This window comes from Citricoccus sp. SGAir0253, assembly GCF_005877055.1.
Lineage (GTDB): Bacteria > Actinomycetota > Actinomycetes > Actinomycetales > Micrococcaceae > Citricoccus.
Genome location: NZ_CP039424.1, coordinates 315,675 through 338,384 on the forward strand (window position 1 = coordinate 315,675; position 22,710 = coordinate 338,384).

Genomic DNA, 22,710 nt, shown 5'->3' on the forward strand with positions numbered 1-22,710 from the left:
GGGCCCGGGCGCCTGTGGGTGCCCCGGGGCGACGGGCCGTGGTGCCTGGCGGTCGCCCGAAGGGCGCGGCGGGCCCGGGCCCCCCTCGGCGGCCCGGGCCCGGTGGCGGGGGTGGATCAGTGCTTGCGCTGGTACTCCGCGATCCACTCGGCGGTGGCCCGCATCCCGCCGAAGGTGTAGAAGTGCAGCTTCACGTCCCCGTGCGCAGGGGTCATGGCCTGGTCCAGGGCGGTGATGAGCTTGTCCGGCCCGGCGGTGCCGAGGAGGTTGGTCAGGGAGAAGCCGTACTTCTTGGCGATGCCGGCCGAGGTGGAGACGCCGAAGCGGCTCGCGTACGTCAGCAGCCGCTTGATGCCGGCCGGTCCCGGCACGCCCACGCGGATCGGCAGGTCCACGCCACGGCGGCGGACCTCCTCGATCCAGTGCACGATCGGGTCCACGTCGAAGCCGAACTGCGTGAGGATCGTGCCGTTGAGGCCCTGCTCCTTCAGCGAGGCGTTCTTGCGCTCCAGGGCGTCCCACAGCTGGCCCTCGGAGATGTCCGGGTGGCCCTCGGGGTAGCCGGCGATCGAGACGTCGGTGAAGCCATGGTCCTTGAACAGGCCCGTCTGGATGACGTCCAGCGAGGAGGCGTAGGGGCCCATCGGCTCGGACGGGTCCCCGCCCACGGAGAAGGCGTGCGTGGCGCCCACCTGCTCGCGCAGGGCGGTGAGGAACTCCTCGAGCTCCGCGCGGGAGGTGAGCCGGCGGGCCGAGATGTGGGGGACGGGCACGAAGCCGAGGTCGCGGGCGGCCGTGGAGGCCTTCACGCGCATGGACAGGTCCTCGTTGCCGAGGAAGGTCACGTTGATGCGGGTGCCCTGCGGGATGGCGGGGGCGGCCTCGCGCAGGGACTCGATGTCCTTGTCCTTGCCGGTCATCTCCAGCGAGGGCTCGGTCATGACGGTCTGGCGGCCGGTGGCGGGGGTCGTGTTCATCGCATGGTCCTCGGGGGTCGGGAGGGCGGCCTGCCGGCGGCGGCCGGAGCAGGCGCGCGTGGTCTCGGTCACACTGCCGAGCACGAGACTAATATAACTATCCCGATAGGTATAGGGGTGATCCCCAGCGGTCATCGCCCGGGGTTGAGCCCCCGGTCCGCGTACGGCGCCATCCACCGCTTGCGCAGGGACACCAAGCGGAAGGTGAACACGGCCACCATGACGAGCCCGGCGGTGAGCACGTTGAACCACCCCAGCCACCACAGCAGGGAGGTGAGCCCGGCGCCGAACAGGGCCGGCACCGCATACAGGCCCCGCGGGTTGAAGATCTCCGGCACCTCGTTGGCCACCACGTCCCGCAGCAGCCCGCCCACCACGGCCGTGCTCATCCCCAGGAGCACGGCCATGACCGGGGTGATGCCCGCCGCCAGCGCGGTCCGCGCGCCGGTGACGCAGAACAGGGCCAGCCCCGCGGCGTCGAACACGAGCAGCGTCCGGCGCATGCGGTCGTGCCGCACCATCCGGGCGTAGACCACGGCGGCGGCGAGCGTCGGCGGGATCAGGTACAGCGGGTTGGAGAACGCGTTGGGCACGGACTGGTTGATGATCAGGTCCCGCACCACGCCCCCGCCGAGCCCGGCGAGGAAGGCCAGGAACAGCGAGCCGACGATGTCGAAGTGCCGCCGCGCGGCGAGCAGCGAGCCCGAGACCGCGAAGAAGAACACGCCCAGCAGGTCCAGGACCAGCAGTGCCGTCGGCAGGGCGTCCTCCAGCTGCTGGACCACCGGGCCGAGCTCGTTCGAGGGCGTGGGCAACTCCGGCGAGGGGCTCGCCGCCCGCCACAGTGACCACAGGGACAGGGTGATCACTCAGGCCTCCTCGGGTCCGGACCTGTCGCTCAGACGCCCCGCGCCAGCTCCTCGGCCAGCCCGGTGTAGGAGGCGGGGGTGAGCGCCATCAGGCGCGCCTCGGCGTCGGGCTCCAGGCCCAGCCCCGCCACGAACTCGCGCATCCGCGCCCCGTCCACGCGGTGGCCGCGGGTGAGCTCCTTGAGCCGCTCGTAGGGGTCGTCCATGCCCTCCACGCCGGCGATCGCCTGCGCGCGCATGACGGTCTGCACGGCCTCGCCGAGGACCTCCCAGTTCGCGTCCAGGTCTCCCTCCAACACGGGCTCCGCGACCTTGAGCTGCTTCATGCCCTTGGTGACGTTGGACAGGGCCAGCACCGAGTGGCCCAGGGCCACGCCGATGTTGCGCTGCGAGGTGGAGTCGGTCAGGTCGCGCTGCCATCGGGACTCCACGAGGGTGGCGCCGAGGGAGTCCAGCAGGGCGTTGGACAGCTCGAGGTTGGCCTCGGCGTTCTCGAAGCGGATCGGGTTGACCTTGTGCGGCATGGTCGAGGAGCCGGTGGCGCCGGCCACCGGGATCTGCGCGAAGTAGCCGATGGAGATGTAGCTCCACACGTCCACGCAGAACCCGTGCAGGATGCGGTTGAACCGGGCGACGTCCGCGTACAGCTCCGCCTGCCAGTCATGGGACTCGATCTGCGTGGTCAGCGGGTTCCACGTCAGCCCCAGGTGCTCCACGAACGTGCGGGAGACCTCCGGCCAGTCGGCGTCCGGCGCCGCGGACAGGTGCGCGGCGTAGGTGCCGGTGGCGCCGTTGATCTTGCCCAGGTACTCCTGGCGCTCGATCCGGGCGAGCTGGCGCTCGAGCCGGAACACGAACACCGCGATCTCCTTGCCCAGCGTGGTGGGCGTGGCCGGCTGGCCGTGGGTGCGGGAGAGCATGGGGATCCCCGCCGCGCTCGCGGCCAGCTCCCGCAGGGTCCCGACGGCGGCGCGGGCGGCCGGCAGCCACACGTCCACGACCGCGTCCCGCACGCCCACGGCGTAGGAGAGGTTGTTGATGTCCTCCGAGGTGCACGCGAAGTGCACCAGCGGCTTGAGGTGGCCCAGCCCCAGGCCCTCCAGGCGCCGGCCGATGTAGTACTCCACCGCCTTGACGTCGTGCACGGTCACGGCCTCGATCTCGGCCAGTTCCGCCACGCCCTCGGGGCCGAAGTCCGTGACGATCGCGCGCAGGCCGTTCTCCTGCTCGGCGGTGAGCGCGGCCAGCCCGGGCAGGACCTGGCGGCGGGAGAGGTGGATGAACCACTCGACCTCCACGTGCAGCCGGTTCCGGTTCAGCGCGGCCTCCGAGAGGTGGTCCGCCAGGGGCGCGACGGCGGCCCTGTAGCGTCCGTCGAGCGGGCCCAGCGGGATGCCGGCCTCGGCGAGGGACTGGCGGGCCGGCGCCGGGGCGGCGGCGGTCGTGGCGGACTGCGGGGACTGCGGCGCGGGGGAGTCAGGCATGGCCACCATTCTTCCACCCCGGGGAGCCGTCCTCCGCTGTTCGCGAAGCCCCTTCCGCAACCCCTATGCCGTGAGGGACCATCGAAGATGGTGCCGCCGTCCCCGCGGCGCCACCCTTCCTGAAGGAGAGAGACCATCATGACTGCGACCGCAGAGACCACCGCCGCCACGTTCGCCGGGCAGCCCATGAACGTGCAGTTCATCGCCGGTTCCTGGCGGGAGGGCCGGTCGGAGCGGGTGAACACGGACACCAACCCGTTCGACGACCAGGTGGTGGCCGAGATCCGCCAGGCCTCGGCCGAGGACCTGGACGAGGCCTACCGGGCGGCGCAGGCCGCCCAGGCCGAGTGGGCCGGGCTGGCCCCGGTCAAGCGCCGGGAGGTGATGCTCAAGGCCGCGCAGCTGCTGGAGGACCGCCGCCAGGAGATCGTCCAGTGGCTGGTCAAGGAGTCCGGGTCCACGGTGATCAAGGCCAACACCGAGGTGTCCCTGGCCATCGGGATCACCCATGAGGCGGCCTCGTTCCCCACCCGGGTGCACGGCACGATCCATCCCTCGAACACCCCGGACCGGGAGATGCGGGTCTACCGCACCCCGGTGGGCGTGGTCGGGGTGATCAGCCCGTGGAACTTCCCGCTGCACCTGTCCCAGCGCTCGGTGGCCCCGGCCCTGGCCCTGGGCAACGCCGTGGTGATCAAGCCGGCCAGCGACACCCCGGTCACCGGGGGCCTGCTGATCGCCCGGATCTTCGAGGAGGCCGGGCTGCCGGCCGGGGTGCTGTCCGTGGTGGTGGGGGCCGGCTCGGAGATCGGGGACGCGTTCGTGGCCCACCCGGTGCCGCGGCTGATCTCCTTCACCGGGTCCACCCCGGTGGGCCAGCAGGTGGGCACCGTGGCCACCGGCGGGGAGCACCTGAAGAAGGTGTCCCTGGAGCTGGGCGGCAACGCCCCGCTGGTGGTGCTGGACGACGCCGACGTGGACGCCGCCGTCGGGCAGGCCGTGCCCGGGGCGTTCCTGCACTCCGGGCAGATCTGCATGTCCGTGAACCGGATCATCGTCCAGGCCCCGGTCTACGACGAGTTCCTGGCCAAGTTCACCGCCGCCGCCTCCGCCGTGCCGTTCGGGGACCCCTCGGCGGAGGGCACCCTGGTCGGCCCCGTGGTCAACGACTCCCAGCTCGAAGGGTTGAAGAAGAAGATCGCCGGGGCCAAGGACGCCGGGGCGACGGTGGCCGTCTCCGGGGAGATCGCCGGCCGCGTGGTGCCCCCGCACGTGTTCGCCGACGTCACGCCGGACATGGAGATCGCCCGGGAGGAGATCTTCGGGCCCATGGTCGCCATCCTCAAGGCCGAGGACGAGGAGCACGCCCTGGAGTTGGCCAACGACCACGTCTACGGGCTCTCCTCGGCGGTGTTCACCCAGGACCTGGACCGCGGGGTGCGGTTCGCCCAGCGGGTCAAGGCCGGGATGACCTTCGTCAACGAGATGACCGTCCAGGACGAGGCGCACGTGGCCTTCGGCGGGGAACGCAACTCCGGGCTGGGCCGGTTCAACGGCGAGTGGGCCATCGAGGAGTTCACCACCGCCCACACCATCGGCGTCACCCGCCTCTGACCCGGATCCGATCGACGGCGGCGTCGCACCCTCGCGGTGCGGCGCCGCCGTCGTGCCCGGCCCCGGGCGCGCCCGTCAGGAGCGCGGCCGGAGCTTCTCCGGGTCGTAGAACGGCAGGGGCACCACGGTGGCCGGGATGCGCTTCTGGTGCCCGTCCAGCTTGCCGACCTCCACGGCGGTCCCCGGGCCGGCGTGCTCCACCGCCATGCGGCACAGGGCGATGTTCTTGCGCAGGACGGGGGAGCGCGTGGCGCTGGTGACCACGCCGACCCGGAACCGGCCCACGTGCACCGGGTCGCCGTGGCCGGCGGGCTCGTTCCCCTCGAGCTCGAGGCCCACCAGGATCCGCTGCGGGTACGCCTTCCGGGTCAGCAGCGCCTCGCGGCCGGAGAAGTCGTCCTCCTTGGTCTTCAGCGGGACGGTGAAGCCGATCCCGGCCTCGAAGGGGTCCACCTGGTCGTCGAAGTCGTACCCGGCGAACACGAGCCCGGACTCGATCCGGAGCATGTCCAGCGCCTCCAGCCCGAGCGGGGCCAGCCCGTGCGGCCGCCCGGCCTCCCACACGGCGTCCCACACCGCCGGGGCGTGGTCCGGGTGGCAGAACAGCTCGTAGCCGAGCTCGCCGGAGTACCCGGTGCGGGAGACGACGACCGGGGTGCCCCGGTGGTCGCCGATCCGGCCGATGGTGAAGCGGAACCAGCCGAGCTCCCCCACCGGGGTGCGGTGCGGGGGCGTCCAGACCAGGTCGCGCAGGACCTCCCGGCTCGCCGGGCCCTGGACGGCCACGTTGTGCAGCTGGTCGGTGGAGTCCTTGACCCAGACGCGGTCCAGGCCGCGGGCGGCGGCCACCTCGCGCAGCCACTCGCCCGTGTAGTCGTCCCCGGGAACCACCCGGAAGTTGTTGTCGCCCAGCCGGAAGACGGTGGCGTCGTCGATCATCCCGCCGGTGTCGTTGCAGATCGCCGTGTAGACGACCTGGCCCTCGGAGAGCCTGCGGATGTTCCGGGTCGCCGCGTACTGCAGCAGCGCCTCCGCGTCCGGGCCCAGCACCTCGACCTTGCGCAGCGCGGAGAGGTCCATGACGGCCACCCTCTCCCGGCACGCCCAGTACTCCGCGATGGGCCCGTGGGCGTCGTAGTGGGTGGGCAGCCAGAAGTTCCGGTACTCGGTGAACTGGCGCGTCAGCGCGCTGGTCCGGGGATGGAACCCCGTCTGCCGGGTGAGGGTGGGCTCGGCGTCGGGGGTGACGCGACGGGAGATGGCCACGGAGAACCTCCGTTCCGCCGGGTACACCCGCAGGTGCACGTCCGTGGGGACCCACCCGTTCGAGGGGTCGATGTCGTCCGGGCAGGCGGAGGACGCGCAGACGAGGTCCCGCTGGGCCTGCATCATCACGTAGTCCCCGGGCCGGGACCACGGCTCGTCGAACACGAGCACGTGGTGCTCGTCGAACATGGTGTTGTAGAACAGGTTCAGTGCGGCCCAGCCCTTGCGGGGCGCCACCCCGTACCGTGCGAGCGCGCCGTTGAAGTTGTCCGTGCAGTTCACGTGCCCCGGGTAGCCGAAGTCCTCGTAGTACTTGGCGTTGCAGGCCAGGGTGAAGGTGTCGTGGCGGCCGACCGTGTCCCGGATGATCTCCACGAGCGGGTCCATGTCCTGGTCGTAGAACTTCCCGCACAGCCCCGGCTGCGGGCAGGAGTGGCCCTCGATGTGGCTGGTGGTGTTCGCGTCCAGCCCGAGCACCCGGCCCTCCTGCAGCGCGCGGGCGTCGAAGGCCAGGAAGTCCGAGCACTGCCGGCCCTCGACGTCGATGACCTGGATGTAGTCGCCCGCCTTCACCTCGTACGCGAACGCCGTGGCCCGGTCCACGCGCACGTCCAGGATGGGCTCGGCCAGCGGCGGGGGCACCTCGATCCCGCGCCGCGAGCGGGGGTTCGCCCGCTGCACCTCCACCATCAGGTCCGAGGGCGGGTTCTGCTCCTCCGGGGACATCGCCCACGTGGGGGCGGCGACGACGGCCGTCAGGTGCCGCTGGGCGGTGAACGTCTCCCGGGACCCGGCCGGCGACCAGTCGCCGAACAGCCGCGCCGCGCGCACCGCGTCCGGGCGCAGGCCGCGGGCCGCCAGGGCGCGGAGCACGACGGCGGCCCCGTCCTGTGCGCGGGCGGCCTCCTCCTCGAGCCCGGCCAGGACGCTGGCGGGCGCGTCCGCCCGCAGGCCCAGGGCCTCGCCGTCCTCCCGTCCCGTCCCGAGGACGGTCACCTCCGCGTGCTGGGCGCCGAACCGGTCCACCACGGTGAGCTCGTCCCCCGGGGCGAGGTCCAGGGCGGTCACGCCGCCGGGCCGCACCCAGTAGCGCTCGTGCCCCGGGACGGTGGAGAGGAGACCCGGCTGGATCAGCCGCGGCCGGGCCGGGTCCAAGGGTGGGGACGGCAGGTGCAGGGGTGCGGTCATGGGAGCTGCTCCTCAGGCGATCCCCGTGATCGCCAGTCGGGGGTGTCGTCGTGCCGCCGCCGGTCGCCCCGGGGCCTTGGCCGTAACGTACCCCACATCGCGGCCGGTGGGGAGGCCCTTGGCCGATCACCGCCGTCACCCCGTCCTGGCCCCTCCGGCGCGGGCATAACCCCGCCCGCGCTCAGCTGTCAACACTCGTCCTGTTCCCAGCCGCCTGACGTGGGCGTGGAGGGAGCGGGGCGGGCTCCGCGGGCCGGTCCGCCGCCCTCCCGGCCTCCCGGGACCGTGGAAATGGGGTACGGCCCCGGGTGCCTCCCGGCCCGGACCCCTGCCTACGGTCAGGGAGGGGCCACGGGTCGTCGCGGGGTATCCCAGCCACGTTCCTCCCGCGTCGATCCGGCCCTCCCGCGGGACCGCCCCGCGGGGCGGTGGACGGGGGACGGGCCGGCGTCGGGACGCCAGGGACCGCGCCTCCGGGGGAGGGGGAGTCGTGGAGCATGCGCTGCGCATCGGCCTGCGGGCCGAGCTGCTGCCCGGGCCGATCGAACTGGAGGTGACGGGGTGCCTCACCGTGGTCACCGTCGGGGCGCTGCTCCGGGTGCTCGTGCGGTCGATGGCCCTCGACGGGTGTCCGGGCATCATCGTGGACCTGCGGGCCGTCGAGACGCTCGAGCCGGCGGCCCTGATGGCCCTGGAGGCCCACGCCTCGGCGCACGAGGAGGCGCGCCGGATCCTCGGCCGGGACGCCGCGAAGGCCCTGCCGGCCGTGCGCATCCAGGCGCCCGCCCCGCCCTGGCACGGCGAGGACCTCGCGGCGGTGCCGGCCCACGGGATGGCAGGGTGACGTGACCGGCACCATGCCCTCGATGGGACAGCGCGAGGTCGCCGAGGACGCCGTCGTCCCGGAACCGGTCCTGCTGGTCCTCGACGTCGGCCAGATGGTCCACGGGGGCTACTGCGTGGCCCACCACCTGGGGCGGGTGGTGTTCGTCCGGCACGCGATCCCCGGCGAGCGGGTCGTGGCGCAGGTGACCGACGCCGGGCCGTCGGTGCGCCCGTGGTGGGCGGACACCGTGCAGGTGGTCCGGGCCTCGGAGCACCGGCGGGCCCACCCGTGGAAGCTGGCCGACTCCCTGCGGGCCTACCGCATCGGCCGCCGGCCCGTGGCCGGGGCCGAGTACGGCCACATCGTCATGGACCACCAGCGCCGGCTCAAGGCCCAGGTCTTCCGGGACACCATGACCCGGATCGGCCGCGTGCGCCCGGACGAGCTGGACATCCACGTCCTCGGCCGGCGGGACGACGAGCCCGCGGGCCTGCACTGGAGCACCCGGCACCAGTTCCGGGTCTCGCCGTCCGGGCGGCTGTCCCTGCCCGTCCACCGCAGCCCGGTCACCGTGCCCGTGCGCAACGCCCCGCCGGCGCTGCCGGCCCTGGGCGAGCTGCCGCTGTGGGACCTCGACTTCTCCGGGGCCTCGGGCGTGGAGGTGGCCCTGTCCGGCCACACCCGGGAGGCGATGGTCCGGGTCCTCGCCACGCCCCAGGTCGCCGCGTCGATGGGCGCGCTGCAGTCCCGGCTGCACGGCTGGCGGGGCCAGCTCTCCGGACTGCCCGACCACGTCTCGGCGGTGGTCGCCCTGCCGCCCCGGCAGCCGGGCGGCGAGGCCGAGCTGATCGGGCTGCGCGGGGAGGACTGGTTGCCGGAGCGGGTGTCCTCCGGGCGGTACGGGACCCGGGCCTTCCGGGTCTCCGGGGACGCCTTCTGGCACCCGCACCGTGACGCCCCGGCGGTCCTGGTGGAGTCCGTGATGGCCGCCGCCGACCCGCGGCCGGGGCACGTGGTGGCGGACCTGTACGCCGGCGCGGGCCTGTTCTCGGCGTTCCTGGCCGAGGCCGTGGGGCCGCAGGGGGCGGTGCTCGCCGTGGAGGCGGCGGCCCGGGCCAGCCAGGACGCCCGCCAGAACCTGCGCGACCTGCCCCAGGTCGCCGTGCTCCACGACACGGCCGAGCGCGCGACCGCCGGGTGGCTGCACGAGCCCGGCCTCCCGCCCGCCGCGGGAGGCCTCGGCGGACGGCGGCTGGACGCCGTCGTGCTGGGGCCGCCGCACGCGGGGGCCGGGCCCGCCGTCCTGGGCCGCGTGCACCGGCTGGGGCCCGGGCGGATCGTCTACGTCTCCGCGAATCCGGTCTCCCTCGCCCACGACACCCGCCACCTGGCGGAGCTGGGCTGGCGGCTGGACGCCGTGGAGGTCCACGACCTGCACCCGAACACCCACCGCATGGTGGCCGTCTGCCGGTTCACCCGCCGCTGACGTCGGCGGACGCGCGGACGGCGCCGGGGGACGGCGGAGGAGGGTGCCGGTGCGGGCCGGCGGTGCGGCCGCCCGCCGGAGGGTTGCAGGACCGGTGCGCTGGAGTACTCTCGGCTCGTCCGAGTGATGCGTCCCGAGTGCGGAGGAAGGCGCGATGACCACCCTGAGCCGGCCTCCGGAGGAGTTCCGGGGCCCGCGCCCCTCCCGGCGGGCCCGGTTGCGCCAGTGGCTCCTGCACGACCTGCCGGGGACGCGGGCCGTGCGCCGCGGGCCGTTCGGGGTACCGGCCCGGCAGGACCGGCGGCATCCGTGGTGGCAGGTGATGTGCCTGACCGGCGTGGACTACTTCTCCACCCTCGGCTACCAGCCGGCCATCGCGGCGCTGGCGGTCGGGGCGCTGTCCCCGCTGGCCACCCTCGTGCTGGTCCTCGTCACCCTGTTCGGTGCGCTGCCCGTCTACCGCCGGGTGGCCGCCGAGAGCCCGCACGGGTCCGGGTCCATCGCCATGCTGGAGGGGCTGCTGCCCCGGTGGCGCGGCAAGCTGTTCGTGCTGGCCCTGCTGGGGTTCGCGGCCACCAGTTTCATCATCACCATGACCCTCTCGGCCGCCGACGCCACCGCCCACCTGATCGAGAACCCGCTGGCCCCGGACTGGCTCGAGGGGCACCAGGTGGGCATCACCCTCGCGCTGCTCGGGGCGCTGGGGGTGGTCTTCCTGCGCGGCTTCCACGAGGTGATCGGCGTGGCCGTGCTCGTGGTGGCCGTCTACCTGGGACTCAACGCCGTGCTGATCGTGGAGTGCCTGGCCGTGGCGCTGTCGCACCCCGTGGCGCTCGCCGACTGGTGGGGGACCCTGTCCGGCTCCCACGGCAACCCGGCCCTGGCGGTGGCCGTGGCCCTCCTGGTCTTCCCGAAGCTGGCGCTGGGGCTGTCCGGCTTCGAGACCGGGGTGGCGGTGATGCCGCAGGTGCGCGGCGGGGACGAGGACACGGAGGCCCGGCCGGAGGGGCGGATCCGGGGCACGCGCCGGCTGCTGGCCACCGCAGCGGGGATCATGAGCGTCCTGCTGCTGACCTCGAGCTTCGTCACGGTGGTGCTCATCCCCGCCGCCGAGTTCGCGCCCGGAGGGGAGGCCAACGGGCGGGCCCTCGCCTACCTCGCCCACCAGCACCTCGGCGAGGGCTTCGGCACGGTCTACGACGCGAGCACCATCACGATCCTGTGGTTCGCGGGGGCCTCGGCCATGGCCGGGCTGCTGAACCTCGTGCCGCGCTACCTGCCCCGGTACGGCATGGCCCCGCAGTGGGCCCGCGCCTCGCGGCCGCTGGTCCTCGTGCTGGTGGCGGTCGCCGTCGTGGTCACCCTCGCCTTCCGGGCGGAGGTGGACGCCCAGGGCGGCGCCTACGCCACCGGGGTGCTGATGCTGATCACCTCCGCGGCCGTGGCCGTCACGCTCTCCGCCCGGACCCGGCGCCAGTGGCGCTCGATGCTCGGCTTCGGGGCGATCGCGGCGGTGTTCGTCTACACGACCGTCACGAACGTCATCGAGCGCCCGGAGGGCCTGCGCGTGGCCGCCGTGTTCATCCTGGGCATCGTGGTGGTGTCCTTCGCCTCGCGGGCGCGGCGCTCCTTCGAGCTGCACGCCACCCGGGTCCATCTCGATGCCACCGCGGTGGAGTTCCTCGACGCCGTGGACGGCGATCCGCTGGCGATCATCGCCCATGAGCCCCAGCGGCTGGACGAGGCCGCCTACCGCAAGAAGCTCGAGGCCGCCCGCACGGTCTACCGGCTGCCCGGCGAGCAGGAGGTGCTCTTCCTGGAGGTCGTCGTGGAGGACTCCTCGGAGTTCGAGACCGAGCTGACCGTCCGCGGGGTGGCCCGGGGCGAGTTCCGGGTGCTGGAGGTGCACGGGCCGGCCGTGCCCAACGCGATCGCCGCGGTCCTGCTGCACATCCGGGACGTGACCGGGCTGATGCCCCACGTCTACTTCCGCTGGACGGAGGGCGACCCCGTGTCCAACCTCGTGCGCTTCCTCCTCTTCGGCGCGGGGGAGATCGCCCCGGTGACCCGGGAGGTCCTGCGCCGCGCCGAGCCGGACGTCACCCGCCGGCCCTGGGTGCACGTCGGCTAGGTCCCCCGGCGGCCGGCGCGCAGGGCCACGGCGCACGCGAAGCAGACCGCCAGCTCGAGCCCGACGACGGCCAGCATCAGTCCTCCGCCCGCGTCCGGTCCCGCGGCGGTCCCCGAGACGGCGGCGGACGCGCCGCCGTGCCGGTGGCCTCCGGGGAAGAACGGGAAGCCGGTCAGCAGCACGACGTGCAGCATCACCATGGCCAGGGCCATCGCCCACAGGTGCCGCAGGGACCGCCCGTGGCACGCGGGGGTCACGCCGGCGGCGGGCCGGAGGATCGCGCGGGCCGTGCCGGCCGCGCACCACAGGCACCACAGCACCATGGCCGCCATCACCGTAGTCAGCACCGGCCCGTGGCCGTGCCCGGCCAGCATGGCCGCGTGCAGCGGCACGGAGGCCGCCACGAGCCCGACCGCCGCCGAGGTGGCCCTCACCGCGGTCCGGGGCCGCGCCGCCGTCGGGCGCGACCCGGGCGCGCGCGGTGCCGTGCCCGGCCCGGGTGCCGCGCTGGAGCGGCGCGGCACCGCGAGGCGGGGCTCAGTGGCCGGGACAGCCGCCATGGCCCTGGCCGTCGGTGCCGTCGGGGGAGGCCGCGCCGCCCGGGGAGCCCTCGCCGCCGGCCGCGCCCTCGCCGGGGGCGCAGCAGTGGCCGGGCGTGGGAGCGGGGACGTCGAGCACGGGGGAGCGGTCGAAGAAGCCCTCGGGCCGCAGCCGGAAGCCCACGTGGTCCACGGGCATGATCGGCCAGTCCTCCGGGCGCGGGAAGTGGGTCAGCCCGAAGGTGTGCCAGACGACCAGGTCCTCGCCGTCCACGTTCCGGTCCGCCCGCGTCCACTCCGGCAGGCCGCCGTCGCCGGCGTGCTGGTTGGGGAAGTCGCCGGTGGGGTAGCGCTCCTCCGGGCGGTACTGCGAGACCCACAGCGCCTTGGACGCGAAGGTCGCCCGGCGGTGGATGGACGAGCCCTCGGCGGCCAGCAGGGTGGGCGTGCCCTCCGGGTGCAGCTTGTACGCGACGGGGTGGCCCAGCCGGTTCTCGGACTCGGTGCTGGCCACCACCCACGTGCGCCCGACCGCGGCGTCCGCGTCCCGCTGGGCCTGCTGCTCGGTGGCCAGCACGGTGCGCCGGCGGGTGAAGGCGTTGCCGCGCGGGTTCTCCGCGGAGACCGGCAGGCGTACCGCGTCCTCCTCCTCCACCCGGCAGGGGCCGCCGTCGAGGGCGAAGTCCAGCCGCGCGGAGAACAGGTGCTGGTGGAAGGGGGCGCCCAGGCCGGGGGCCATCTCGGAGGCGAAGTCCGTCTGTCCGTCCGGGACGGCGGAGGTGAACACGATGCCGGTGGCCTTGGCCTCGAACTCGATGGTGCCGTCGAGGTAGAGGTACCAGTAGAAGCCGTAGTCGTAATTGCCGACCGTGGTGAAGAAGGAGATCACCAGCCGGCGGTTGCGCCGCGTGTAGGCGATCCCGGACCACAGGTCGGTGTGCTTGGAGAGGATGGACCAGTCCTCCTCGTGCATGCAGATGCCGTTCTGGACCTGCCGCGGCTCGCCCGCGTTGTTGACCACCCACGGGGACAGGTAGGTGATGTCCCCCAGGCAGTCGCAGCCCAGCTCCAGGGAGTTCGCCCACTGGCCCACCAGGTACTCGCCGGTGTCGAAGTAGTTCTGCCAGGACCGGATGGGGGAGGGGTCGCCGTAGGGCACCACCATCTCGGCGATCGCGGCGCGGTCCAGGATCCGGCGCTCGCGCTCGCCGTCCCGGAAGGCGATGTTGTGCAGGACCAGGCCCTCGCGCATGTCGAAGCCCACGTCCAGGGACCACTTCTCCCACTCCACGTGGTTGCCGCCCGTCACCGTGAAGGAGGGGCCCTCGGGCTGGGTGATCTCGATCGGCCGCTGCGTGGTGCGGAGCGGGCCGGTCAGCTCCGGGTCGGTGTAGTTGCCGTGCTCCCCCGGGACGGGGACGACGCCGGTGTCGATGACCTGGTCCACGGTCCGCGTGGAGACGTCCACGTAGCCCACGAGCCCGTCGATCGGGTGGGCCCAGGCCGAGTCCGTCGCGTGCCGCTGGTGGAAGGCCAGTCCGCGCAGGATGCGCCGGCCCTTCTCCTCGGGGTACTCGAAGACGCCGGCGGACAGCGGGGCCACGCGGACCTCCTCGACCGGGATCCCGCGCCGCTCCAGCGCGGCCAGCCACTGCGGGTCGCCGGCGAGCACCGACTCCACCACCTCGAACTCCTCCTCGAGCACGGGCAGCTCGCCGGCGGTGGCGGTGTCCAGCTCGGTCCGGGACTCCACGCGGCGGTGCGTGGCCGAGACGACCACGTCGTGCGAGCGGACGCCGTCCGTGTCCAGCAGGAAGACGCGGAAGCGGCGGTCGAGCGGCGCGTCGGCCGGGGTGCCGCGTGCCGGCTCCACGAGGCCCAGGTAGGCGATGCGCATGGACGCCGGGAACAGGCCCGCCTCCGTGAGCACCTCGCGCACGGTGGTGATCTCCTCGGCGGTCTGCAGGGCGTAGGCGCCGGGGGCGGCGAGGGCGTCGCGGCGGCCGATGTCGGTGGTGGTGTCGGTGGTGGTCATGTCCGGACCTTTCGGGAGGGGCTCGGGGGTGGAGGCCGGGGGTCGGGGTTCTCGGGGAACGGGGCGCCGTCCGTGAGGCGCATCACGTTTACATCTACGGTTGTAGAGAATAAACACGGGACGTGCCCCGCGGCAAGGGCCGGTGCTGGATTCCGGCGTCCGTCCCGGTGGGAGAATGGTCCCGACGGCGGCGGGTCGGAGCCGTGACTGCGCCGCGGTGTCGGTCGGTGCCGACGGATCGGCACCCCGTCGGGCGACGGATCGTCTGTCGGCGGGCGCTGACGGCGTGGTCCGTTTGGATGCTGGACGAGGCGTGCCCTGGCGCGCGGAGGAGGGGGCCCGGGATGCCCAAGGTGGTGGACCACGAGGAGCGCCGGCGCGAGCTGGTCGAGGCGACGTGGGGGATCATCGCCCGCCACGGGATGTCCGGGGCCACGATGCGCCAGATCGCCGCCGAGGCCGGCTTTGCCAACGGCGCCCTCAAGCCGTACTTCCCCACGAAGGCCGGGCTCCTCGAGGCCACCTACGCCTTCGTGTTCGACCGCACCAACCGACGTGCCGAGGTGGCCACCCGCGGACTGACGGGGCTCGCCGCCCTGGAGGCCTTCTGCCGCGAGGTGCTGCCGCTGGACGATGAGCGGCTGGACGAGGCGCGGGTGGTCATCCCCTTCTGGCAGGAGGCCGCCCACGACCCGCGGGCCGCGGAGCTCAACAACGCCTCGATGGCCCAGTGGCGGGTCTCGATGTCCGCGTGGATGCGGGAGGCTGGCGCGGCCGGGGACCTCGATCCCGCGGTGGACGTCCCCGCTGCCGCCGACGTCCTGCTGAACTTCCTGTTGGGCTCCCAGGTCTCCGCGGTCATCGACAGCACGGCGACGACCGCGTCGGGCCTCGAGCGGCAGCTCGCCGCCCAGTTGGACCGGCTCCGCCCCCGCTGACCCCGGGCCCCGCCCGCCCGGCTCGCCGAACTTTTTTCCTCCGGTTGGAGAGAAAACCGTGACGCGCGCCGTGGCCCGTCCTAGAGTGGACCGGACGGTGACTGGCGTCACATCCCCCGCGCGGTCCGGCCTCCCGTGGCCGGGCGCCCGACGCCGGCCCGGCCGTCTCGAGGAGGATGCATGTACCAGCAGGATACGGCCACGGACTTCGACCACTGGCGCCGGCTCGTCTCGGACTCGTTCGTGCCCCTGGACGCCGAGCGGGTCCGTCCCGGCGCGTTCACCGGGCGGCTGTCCGGGCGGCACCTGCAGGAACTGGCCATGATGGAGGTCCGCGCCGGCGCGCACGCCGTCGTCCGCACCCCCGAGCACATCGGCCGCTCCGGCGCCGGCTACTACAAGCTCAGCCTGCAGGTCAGCGGCCACGGGCTGCTGGTGCAGGACGGGCGCGAGACCCTGCTGCAGCCCGGCGACCTCGCCATCTACGACACCGAGCGGCCCTACTCGCTGGCCTTCGACGACGACTTCTCCACCCTCGTGCTCATGTTCCCCCGCCAGCTCGTCGGCCTGTCCGCGGAGGACGTGCGCGAGCTGACCGCGACCACCATGGGCGCCGGCCACCGGCTGGGCGAGGCCGTGGTCCCGTTCATCACCCAGGTGGGCGCCCTGCTGCCCACCCTGGACGGGCCGATCGGCCACCGCCTGGCCCTCAACGTGGTGGACCTGCTCTCCACGGTCATGGCGGACGAGCTGTACTCCCGCCCCGAGGCGGACGGCACCCAGCAGTCCCGACTGCTGCGCCGGGTCCACCACTTCATCGAGTCCCAGCTGGCCAACCCGGACCTGGGGCCGGAGATGATCGCCGCCGCGCACTACATGTCCACCCGCGCCCTGCACCAGCTCTTCGCCGCCACCGACCACACCGTGGCCCGCTGGGTCCGCGAACGCCGGCTCGAGCACTGCCGTCGCGACCTGCAGGACCCGCTGCTGCGGGACGTCGCCGTCGGCGCGATCGGCGCCCGCTGGGGCCTGGCCGACCCGGCCCACTTCTCCCGGCTGTTCCGGGCCGAGTACGGGCAGTCGCCCGCGCAGTACCGGCGCGACCACCTCTAGTCCCGCCGGTCCCGGGACCCTGCGCGGATCGTCAACCACCGTTCCCGCAGGGCCAAGCCCCCCGGGCGCCCCGGGCGGCATGCTGGGGGCAATCCTCCACCACCCCTCGGCAACCCCTCCGGATCCCCCCGGACCAGCCCCCCAGGAGACACCATGTCCGAGTCCACCACCACCCGGCAGGCCGGCCCCGCCGCGCCCGCCGGTGCACCCGCCCCGCACCACGACGGCCGGCTGGCCGAGGACGGGCGCCTCGGCGCCCGCCGGATCGGCATCCCGGCGCTCGTGTTCATGATCATCGCCGCCTCGGCGCCGCTGACCGTCATGGCCGGCGGCGTCCCCAGCAACTTCGCGGTCAGCTCGCTCGTCGGCATCCCGCTGTCCTTCGTGGTGCTCGGCGTGGTGCTGCTGCTGTTCTCGATCGGCTACGCCGCGATGAGCCGGCACGTGCACAACGCCGGCGCCTTCTACGCGTACATCGCCAAGGGGCTCGGCAAGCCCGTGGGCGTGGGCGCCTCGCTCGTGGCGGTGGTGTCCTACAACTGCATGCAGATCGGCATCGCCGGGCTGTTCGGGTTCGCCCTGTCCTCCTTCCTGGCCACGGTGGCGGGGATCTCCCTGCCGTGGTGGGCGTGCGCGCTCATCGCCTGGGTGGTCGTCGGCATCATGGGCGTCAACCGCGTGGACCTCTCCGCGAAGGTCCTCGGGATCGTCGTGGCCGCCGAGTTCCTCGTGGTCATCGTCTACGACGTCCTGGCCCTCCGGGCCGCGCCCGAGGGCGTGACCGCGGACGGGCTGATGCCCGACCAGCTGTTCACGGCCGGCGTGGGGGCCGCCCTGGCGTTCTCGATCGCCGCGTTCATGGGCTTCGAGTCCGGCGCCATCTACAACGAGGAGGTCAAGGACCCGCGGCGCACCGCCGGCATCGCCACCCTGGTCGCCATCACCGTCATCGCCCTGTTCTACGGCTTCTCCTCGTGGGCCATGGTGGTCGGCGAGGGAGGGTCCTCCGTGGTGGCCCGCTCGCAGGAGTTCGGCCCGGACCTGATGTTCGTCTTCCTGGCCGACCGGGCCGGGGCGTGGTTCGTGGACCTGGCCAACCTGATGTTCATCACGAGCCTCTTCGCCGCCCTCGTGGCCTTCCACAACATCGTCTCCCGGTACTTCTTCTCCCTCGGCCGCGAGCGCGTGCTGCCCGTGTGGCTGGAGCGGACCGGCGTGCGCTCGGGCGCCCCGGTGGCGGGCTCGCTGGCCCAGTCCGCGCTGGCCCTCGTGGTCATCCTCGTCTTCGCCCTGGCCGGGGCCGGCTCCGACGACCCGCTGTTCCCGGTGCTGACCCTGTTCACGTGGCTGACCAACATGGGCGCCTTCGGGCTGGTGCTGCTGATGGCCCTGACGTCCCTGGCCGTCGTGGGGTTCCTGCGCCGCCGCCCGGACGAGTACTCGCTGTGGACGCGGCTCATCGCCCCGGGCCTGGCCGCCGTCGGGCTGGTCGTGCTGTTCGTGGTGATCGTCGTGAACTTCAACGTGCTCATCGGCTCCGCGGACGCGAGCGTGCTGGGCTGGCTGCTGCCGGCCATCGTCCTGGTGCCCGGGCTGTTCGGCACCGTGTGGGCCTGGTGGCTGCGCGACCGCCGGCCGGAGACCTACCGCGGCATCGGTGCGGGCGGTGAGCTGGACTGACCCGATGACGCCCCGCTCCGCTCGGCCGGTCCCACCGCCCCCGGACGCGCCCGGCCGCCCCGCCGAACCCCTCGACCCGACTCCCTGATCCCAGACTCCCTGACTCCCCGAGTCCCCGATCCCCGACGTCCCGTATTCCCCAGGAGAGGACCCCACCATGACCACCGAGACCACCACCCAGACCGTCGACCTGACCACCTACGCGGGCCTGCTGGCCGCCATCCAGGCCCCCGAGGGGCAGGGAGTGGAGATGATCGACCCGGCCACCGGGGCCGTCGTCGGGCGCGCCCCGCAGTTCGGCGAGGCGGACCTGGACGCGGCCGTGGCCACCGCGCGGTACACCCAGCGCGAGTGGGCCACCACCACCCACGCCGAGCGCTCGGCGCTGCTGGACGAGGCCGCGGACGCCATCGAGGCCTCCGCCGAGGCCCTGGCCGAGCTGCTCTCCCGGGAGCAGGGCAAGCCGCTGAACGGACCGAACGCCCGCTTCGAGGTCGGCGCGTGCGCGGCCTGGCTGCGCGCGAACGCCGCGTTCGAGATCGCCCCGCAGGTGCTCGTGGACGACGAGTCCGGCAAGGCCGTGCTCGAGTACGTGCCGGTGGGCGTGGTCGGGGCGATCGGGCCGTGGAACTGGCCGATGATGATCTCCATCTGGCAGATCGCCCCCTCCCTGCGGATGGGCAACACCGTGGTGCTCAAGCCCTCCGAGTACACCCCGCTGTCCGTGCTGGCCCTGGGCGCGGTGCTGAACCAGGTGCTGCCGGCCGGCGTGCTGCAGGTGCTCTCCGGCGGTCGCGAGCTCGGGGCCCGGCTGACCGCGCACGAGGACGTGGACAAGCTGATGTTCACCGGCTCCACCGCCACCGGCCAGGCGATCATGCGCTCGGCCGCGGACACCCTGAAGCGGCTCACCCTCGAGCTCGGCGGCAACGACGCCGGGATCGTGCTGCCGGACGCCGATCCGGAGGCCATCGCCGAGGGCCTGTTCTGGGGCGCGTTCATCAACACCGGCCAGACCTGCGCGGCGCTCAAGCGCCTGTACGTGCACGAGTCCCAGTACGACCAGGTGTGCGAGGCGCTGGTGGACGTGGCCCAGAGGATGCCGATGGGCGTGGGCCTGGACGAGGAGAACGTGCTCGGCCCGCTGCAGAACCGGCAGCAGTTCGACATCGTGGCCGGGCTCGTGGAGGACGCCCGGGCCGCAGGCGCGCGGATCCTCACCGGCGGCGACCCGGAGGCGGACCAGCCCGGGTACTTCTACCCGACCACCCTGGTGGCGGACATCGACAACGACCACCCGCTCGTGGCGCGGGAGCAGTTCGGCCCGGCGCTGCCGATCGTGAAGTACACGGACCTGGAGCAGGTCATCGAGTGGGCCAACGCCCTCGAGGTCGGCCTGGGCTCCTCGGTGTGGGGCACCGACCTGGAGGAGGCCCGCGCGGTCGCCGCCCGCCTGGAGGCCGGCACCACGTGGATCAACAAGCACGGCGCCGTGGACCCGCGCGTGCCCTTCGGCGGGGTGAAGTCCTCCGGGTACGGGCTGGAGTTCGGGATCGAGGGCCTGAAGTCCGTGGCCCTGCCCAAGGTCACCAGCTGGTGAGCGCGAGCCGCTGACCTCGGTCGTCGACCCTGACCCGGGGGTCTCACGACGGCGGCCCCGCACCTCCCGGTGCGGGGCCGCCGTCGTGCCGTGCCCGCTACCGCTTGCGGTACAGGGCCTTGCGCTGGAACCGCGGCTCCGAGGTGACGAGGATGCCGAGGTTGCGGAAGATGTCCTCGTCCACGGTGCCCAGGATGGTGGTGGTGTGCACGTCGCAGCCGGCCAGGTTGCGCAGCTGGGCCAGGGCGCGGCGGGCGTTGTCGTCGTGCGCGGCCGAGACGGACAGGGCGATCAGCACCTCGTCCGTGTGCAGCCGTGGGTTGCGCGAGCCCAGGTGCTGGGTCTTGAGCGTCTGGATCGGCTCGATGGACTCGGGGGAGAGCAGGTGCACCGCGTCGTCGAGCCCGGCCAGGTGCTTGAGCGCGTTGAGCAGCATGGCCGCCGAGCAGCCCAGCAGCTGCGAGGTCTTGCCCGTGACGATCGTGCCGTCGGCCAGCTCGATCGCCGTGGCCGGCTCCCCCGTGGCCTCCTCCACGGCCAGGGCGGGGGCGACGACGGCGCGGTCCTCGGCGCGGCAGCCCGCCTTGGACATCACCATGGCCACCCGCTGGGAGACCGTGTCGTCCAGGTCGTTGATCCGCTCGTCCACGAGCGCCTTGTAGTACCGCCGGATGATCTCCTGCCGGGAGGCCTCGCGGCAGGCGTCGTCGTCCACGATGCAGCGCCCGGCGAGGTTCACGCCCATGTCCGTGGGCGAGGCGTAGGGGGAGGAGCCGGTCAGCTGCTCCAGCAGGGCCTTCATCAGCGGGAAGACCTCGACGTCCCGGTTGTAGCTGGTGACCTGCTCGCCGTAGGCCGCCAGGTGGAACGGGTCGATGAGGTTGACGTCGTCCAGGTCCGCGGTGGCGGCCTCGTAGGCCAGGTTCACGGGGTGCTCGAGCGGCAGGTTCCAGATGGGGAAGGTCTCGAACTTGGCGTAGCCCGAGGCGATGCCGCGGGCGTGGTCGTGGTAGACCTGCGACAGGCACGTGGCGAGCTTGCCCGAGCCGGGGCCGGGGGCCGTGACCACGATCAGGTCGCGCGTGGTCTCGGAGTACTCGTTGGCCCCGAAGCCCTGCTCCGAGACGATCCGCTGCGTGTCCTGGGGATAGCCGGGGATGACCCCGTGGCGGGCGACCTTCAGGCCCAGCCGCTCGAGCCGCTCGCGGAAGGCGTGGGCGATGTGGTTCGAGTCCTCCAGCTGGGTGAGCACCACGTGCTCCACGAGGAACCCGCGCTCCCGGAAGACGTCCACCAGCCGCAGCACGTCGTCCTCGTAGGGGATGCCGAGGTCGGCGCGGACCTTCTGCCGCTGCAGGTCCTTGGCGTTGATGCAGACGAGGATCTCCAGCTCGTCCTTGAGGCGCTCCAGCATGGCGATCTTGTTGTCCGGCGTGAAGCCGGGGAGCACGCGCGAGGCGTGGAAGTCGTCGAAGAGCTTGCCGCCCATCTCCAGGTAGAGCTTGCCGCCGATCTGCTGGCGGCGCTCGTGGATGTGGTGGGACTGCAGCTCGATGTACTGCTCGCGGTCGAAGCCCACGGGGCGGACGGGGGAGGAGGCGGGGGGCGCGTCAGTCACGCGGCAACGCTAGCACCGGGAGGCAGCGCCCGTGAGGTGGCCGGCCCCGGCCGTCAAGCGCCGGCGCCCGCACCGGCCCCCGCGCCGGCTCAGTTGCCCTCGGGCCCGGCGTGGGCCCACGCGGGGAACGGATCCGGGTACGTCCTCCACGCCGCCGGACCGGCGGCCAGCTCGGCGTCGGCCAGGCAGGCCTCGTCCAGGGCGGTGCGCAGGGCGTCCGCCCGCAGGTCGAGGCCGAAGAACGCCAGGTCCTGCCCGACGGCGAGGACCTCCTCGTCCTCGGCGAGCGCCCCGTCCGCCGCGAGCGGCTCGAGCGAGAGCATGTGGCCCACGTGGCTCCAGGCGGCCACCACCCCGGGCCGGGAGGCGAGCCGGCAGAACCCGGCCGAGCGCAGGACGGTGCCGAACTCCCCGGTGTCCACGCGGTCGTCGAGGAACCGCTCGAGCCGGCCGGGGTGGAACGGGCGCACCTGCTCGTAGTGCAGCTTGCCGACCCGGGGGTCCGTCATGTGCGGGGCGTGCTCGCCGTTGAGGACGGCGACCCACCCGGCCCGCTCCTGGGTGGCCGTGTAGGCCTCGTCCCGGTCGGGCACGGCCAGGGGGCCGTGGTCCAGGCGGAGCCGGGCGTGCGGGCTCAGGTGGCTCACTAGTGCCATCAGGGCCGCGAGGTTGGGCGTGGCGAGGTTCTCCCAGTTGACCAGCACGATCATCGACGCGTACTCGAGCTGCGTCACCGTCAGCAGCGCGTGGGCCATGTACTCCGTCGCGGCTCCGGCGTCCTCTCCCGGGGCCGTGGTCCGCGGGCGTGCGGCGTAGCCGTCGCGGCGCAGGTCGTCCAGCAGGTGCATCGCGTCCGCCACGCAGACCAGGCCGGACAGCCTCGTCCGGCTGCCGGGGGCGGTCATGGCGCCGATGAGCTCGAGGACGCGCGTGTCTGCCGGGAACTCCACCACCGCGCCCGCCGGGCGGTCCGCCCAGGGCGCCAGCGCCAGGGCCTCGTCCACCGGGTCCGGGGCCAGTCGCAGCCGCCACGCGGGGACCAGCGTCCGGTCGGCCACGGCGGCCAGCCGCAGGGCGTGCCGGGAGCGCTCCGGACCGCAGGTGCCGACCACGGCCAGCACATCGACGTCGTTCATGGGGACCTCTCGTTCTCGGGTGGGTTGGGTCCACTATAGTTAATGAGAACCAATAGCAATAAGGAGGTCGGCGTGAAGGTCCGAGCATCACTGAGGTCACTGAAGAACCAGCCCGGGGCGCAGGTGGTGAAGCGCCGCGGGCGCGTCTACGTCATCAACAAGTTGAACCCGCGGTTCAAGGGACGCCAGGGGTAGGCGGGAGGGACGGCC

The 22,710-nt window shown here is 73.3% G+C and carries 17 protein-coding genes; 9 read left to right on the forward strand and 8 right to left on the reverse strand.

Going from position 1 to position 22,710, the window contains the following annotated elements; all coding sequences use genetic code 11:
* Nucleotides 1–116 precede the first annotated feature (116 nt).
* The 3 genes from E7744_RS01455 to purB form a co-directional block, all read right to left on the reverse strand.
* Nucleotides 117–977 carry a methylenetetrahydrofolate reductase gene (locus E7744_RS01455; protein ID WP_137774776.1) on the reverse strand — a complete coding sequence of 287 codons (861 nt, stop codon included), beginning with the start codon at nt 975–977 and terminating at the stop codon, nt 117–119.
* 131 nt (nt 978–1,108) lie between these two features.
* Nucleotides 1,109–1,846 carry a trimeric intracellular cation channel family protein gene (locus E7744_RS01460; protein WP_137772583.1) on the reverse strand — a complete coding sequence of 246 codons (738 nt, stop codon included), beginning with the start codon at nt 1,844–1,846 and terminating at the stop codon, nt 1,109–1,111.
* 29 nt (nt 1,847–1,875) lie between these two features.
* Complete coding sequence (purB, locus tag E7744_RS01465; protein WP_137772584.1) at nt 1,876–3,330, reverse strand: adenylosuccinate lyase; 1,455 nt, start codon at nt 3,328–3,330, stop codon at nt 1,876–1,878.
* A gap of 138 nt (nt 3,331–3,468) precedes the next feature.
* On the opposite strand from purB, the gene E7744_RS01470 reads away from it, so the two are divergent.
* The gene (locus E7744_RS01470) at nt 3,469–4,944 is read left to right on the forward strand and encodes an aldehyde dehydrogenase family protein (protein WP_137772585.1); all 1,476 of its coding nucleotides are present in this window, start codon (nt 3,469–3,471) and stop codon (nt 4,942–4,944) included.
* A 75-nt stretch (nt 4,945–5,019) separates the two neighbouring features.
* On the opposite strand, the gene E7744_RS01475 is transcribed toward E7744_RS01470, so the two are convergent.
* Nucleotides 5,020–7,398 (reverse strand): DUF1989 domain-containing protein, encoded by a 2,379-nt coding sequence (locus tag E7744_RS01475; protein ID WP_137772586.1) that lies wholly within the window; start codon nt 7,396–7,398, stop codon nt 5,020–5,022.
* A gap of 490 nt (nt 7,399–7,888) precedes the next feature.
* Here E7744_RS01475 and E7744_RS01480 point away from each other — a divergent pair, with 490 nt between their 5' ends.
* From E7744_RS01480 to E7744_RS01490, 3 genes are all read left to right on the forward strand, one after another.
* The gene (locus E7744_RS01480; protein ID WP_137772587.1) at nt 7,889–8,242 is read left to right on the forward strand and encodes a hypothetical protein; all 354 of its coding nucleotides are present in this window, start codon (nt 7,889–7,891) and stop codon (nt 8,240–8,242) included.
* A 1-nt stretch (nt 8,243) separates the two neighbouring features.
* Nucleotides 8,244–9,710, forward strand: a complete 1,467-nt coding sequence (locus E7744_RS01485) for a class I SAM-dependent RNA methyltransferase (protein ID WP_137772588.1) — start codon at nt 8,244–8,246, stop codon at nt 9,708–9,710.
* A 154-nt stretch (nt 9,711–9,864) separates the two neighbouring features.
* Entirely contained in the window at nt 9,865–11,841 is a 1,977-nt protein-coding gene (locus E7744_RS01490; RefSeq protein ID WP_137772589.1) for an amino acid transporter, read from the forward strand.
* On the opposite strand, the gene E7744_RS01495 is transcribed toward E7744_RS01490, so the two are convergent.
* Both E7744_RS01495 and E7744_RS01500 read right to left on the reverse strand, forming a co-directional pair.
* A complete protein-coding gene (locus tag E7744_RS01495) occupies nt 11,838–12,275 on the reverse strand; it encodes a hypothetical protein (RefSeq protein ID WP_137772590.1) in 438 nt (145 codons plus the stop codon). The genes E7744_RS01490 and E7744_RS01495 overlap by 4 nt on opposite strands.
* A gap of 103 nt (nt 12,276–12,378) precedes the next feature.
* Nucleotides 12,379–14,415 (reverse strand): primary-amine oxidase, encoded by a 2,037-nt coding sequence (locus E7744_RS01500; RefSeq protein WP_137772591.1) that lies wholly within the window; start codon nt 14,413–14,415, stop codon nt 12,379–12,381.
* A 344-nt stretch (nt 14,416–14,759) separates the two neighbouring features.
* Between E7744_RS01500 and E7744_RS01505 the strand changes: the two genes are divergently transcribed.
* The 4 genes from E7744_RS01505 to E7744_RS01520 all read left to right on the forward strand — a co-directional run bounded on the left by E7744_RS01505 (nt 14,760) and on the right by E7744_RS01520 (nt 19,746).
* Complete coding sequence (locus E7744_RS01505) at nt 14,760–15,353, forward strand: TetR/AcrR family transcriptional regulator (protein WP_137772592.1); 594 nt, start codon at nt 14,760–14,762, stop codon at nt 15,351–15,353.
* A 180-nt stretch (nt 15,354–15,533) separates the two neighbouring features.
* Nucleotides 15,534–16,466: a helix-turn-helix domain-containing protein gene (locus E7744_RS01510; protein WP_137772593.1), complete on the forward strand. Its 933-nt coding sequence runs from the start codon at nt 15,534–15,536 to the stop codon at nt 16,464–16,466.
* A gap of 153 nt (nt 16,467–16,619) precedes the next feature.
* A complete protein-coding gene (locus E7744_RS01515; RefSeq protein ID WP_137772594.1) occupies nt 16,620–18,146 on the forward strand; it encodes an APC family permease in 1,527 nt (508 codons plus the stop codon).
* 190 nt (nt 18,147–18,336) lie between these two features.
* Nucleotides 18,337–19,746 (forward strand): aldehyde dehydrogenase family protein, encoded by a 1,410-nt coding sequence (locus tag E7744_RS01520; RefSeq protein ID WP_137774777.1) that lies wholly within the window; start codon nt 18,337–18,339, stop codon nt 19,744–19,746.
* Between the two features lie 97 nt (nt 19,747–19,843).
* Here E7744_RS01520 and E7744_RS01525 read toward each other — a convergent pair whose 3' ends face one another.
* Both E7744_RS01525 and E7744_RS01530 read right to left on the reverse strand, forming a co-directional pair.
* Entirely contained in the window at nt 19,844–21,364 is a 1,521-nt protein-coding gene (locus E7744_RS01525; protein ID WP_168199716.1) for a DUF1846 domain-containing protein, read from the reverse strand.
* An 89-nt stretch (nt 21,365–21,453) separates the two neighbouring features.
* Nucleotides 21,454–22,500 (reverse strand): GTP-binding protein, encoded by a 1,047-nt coding sequence (locus E7744_RS01530; protein WP_137772595.1) that lies wholly within the window; start codon nt 22,498–22,500, stop codon nt 21,454–21,456.
* A gap of 72 nt (nt 22,501–22,572) precedes the next feature.
* Between E7744_RS01530 and ykgO the strand changes: the two genes are divergently transcribed.
* Nucleotides 22,573–22,695 carry a type B 50S ribosomal protein L36 gene (gene ykgO / locus E7744_RS01535; protein ID WP_137774779.1) on the forward strand — a complete coding sequence of 41 codons (123 nt, stop codon included), beginning with the start codon at nt 22,573–22,575 and terminating at the stop codon, nt 22,693–22,695.
* The last annotated feature ends 15 nt before the right edge of the window (nt 22,696–22,710 follow it).

Excerpts from the sequence above, each read along its gene's own strand:
- E7744_RS01505 (WP_137772592.1), top strand. The coding sequence starts at position 14,760 with ATGCCCAAGGTGGTGGACCACGAGGAGCGCCGGCGCGAGCTGGTCGAG.
- E7744_RS01475 (WP_137772586.1), bottom strand. The coding sequence starts at position 7,398 with ATGACCGCACCCCTGCACCTGCCGTCCCCACCCTTGGACCCGGCCCGG.
- E7744_RS01500 (WP_137772591.1), bottom strand. The coding sequence starts at position 14,415 with ATGACCACCACCGACACCACCACCGACATCGGCCGCCGCGACGCCCTC.
- E7744_RS01470 (WP_137772585.1), top strand. The coding sequence starts at position 3,469 with ATGACTGCGACCGCAGAGACCACCGCCGCCACGTTCGCCGGGCAGCCC.
- purB (WP_137772584.1), bottom strand. The coding sequence starts at position 3,330 with ATGCCTGACTCCCCCGCGCCGCAGTCCCCGCAGTCCGCCACGACCGCC.
- E7744_RS01530 (WP_137772595.1), bottom strand. The coding sequence starts at position 22,500 with ATGAACGACGTCGATGTGCTGGCCGTGGTCGGCACCTGCGGTCCGGAG.
- E7744_RS01515 (WP_137772594.1), top strand. The coding sequence starts at position 16,620 with ATGTCCGAGTCCACCACCACCCGGCAGGCCGGCCCCGCCGCGCCCGCC.
- E7744_RS01510 (WP_137772593.1), top strand. The coding sequence starts at position 15,534 with ATGTACCAGCAGGATACGGCCACGGACTTCGACCACTGGCGCCGGCTC.
- E7744_RS01455 (WP_137774776.1), bottom strand. The coding sequence starts at position 977 with ATGAACACGACCCCCGCCACCGGCCGCCAGACCGTCATGACCGAGCCC.
- E7744_RS01490 (WP_137772589.1), top strand. The coding sequence starts at position 9,865 with ATGACCACCCTGAGCCGGCCTCCGGAGGAGTTCCGGGGCCCGCGCCCC.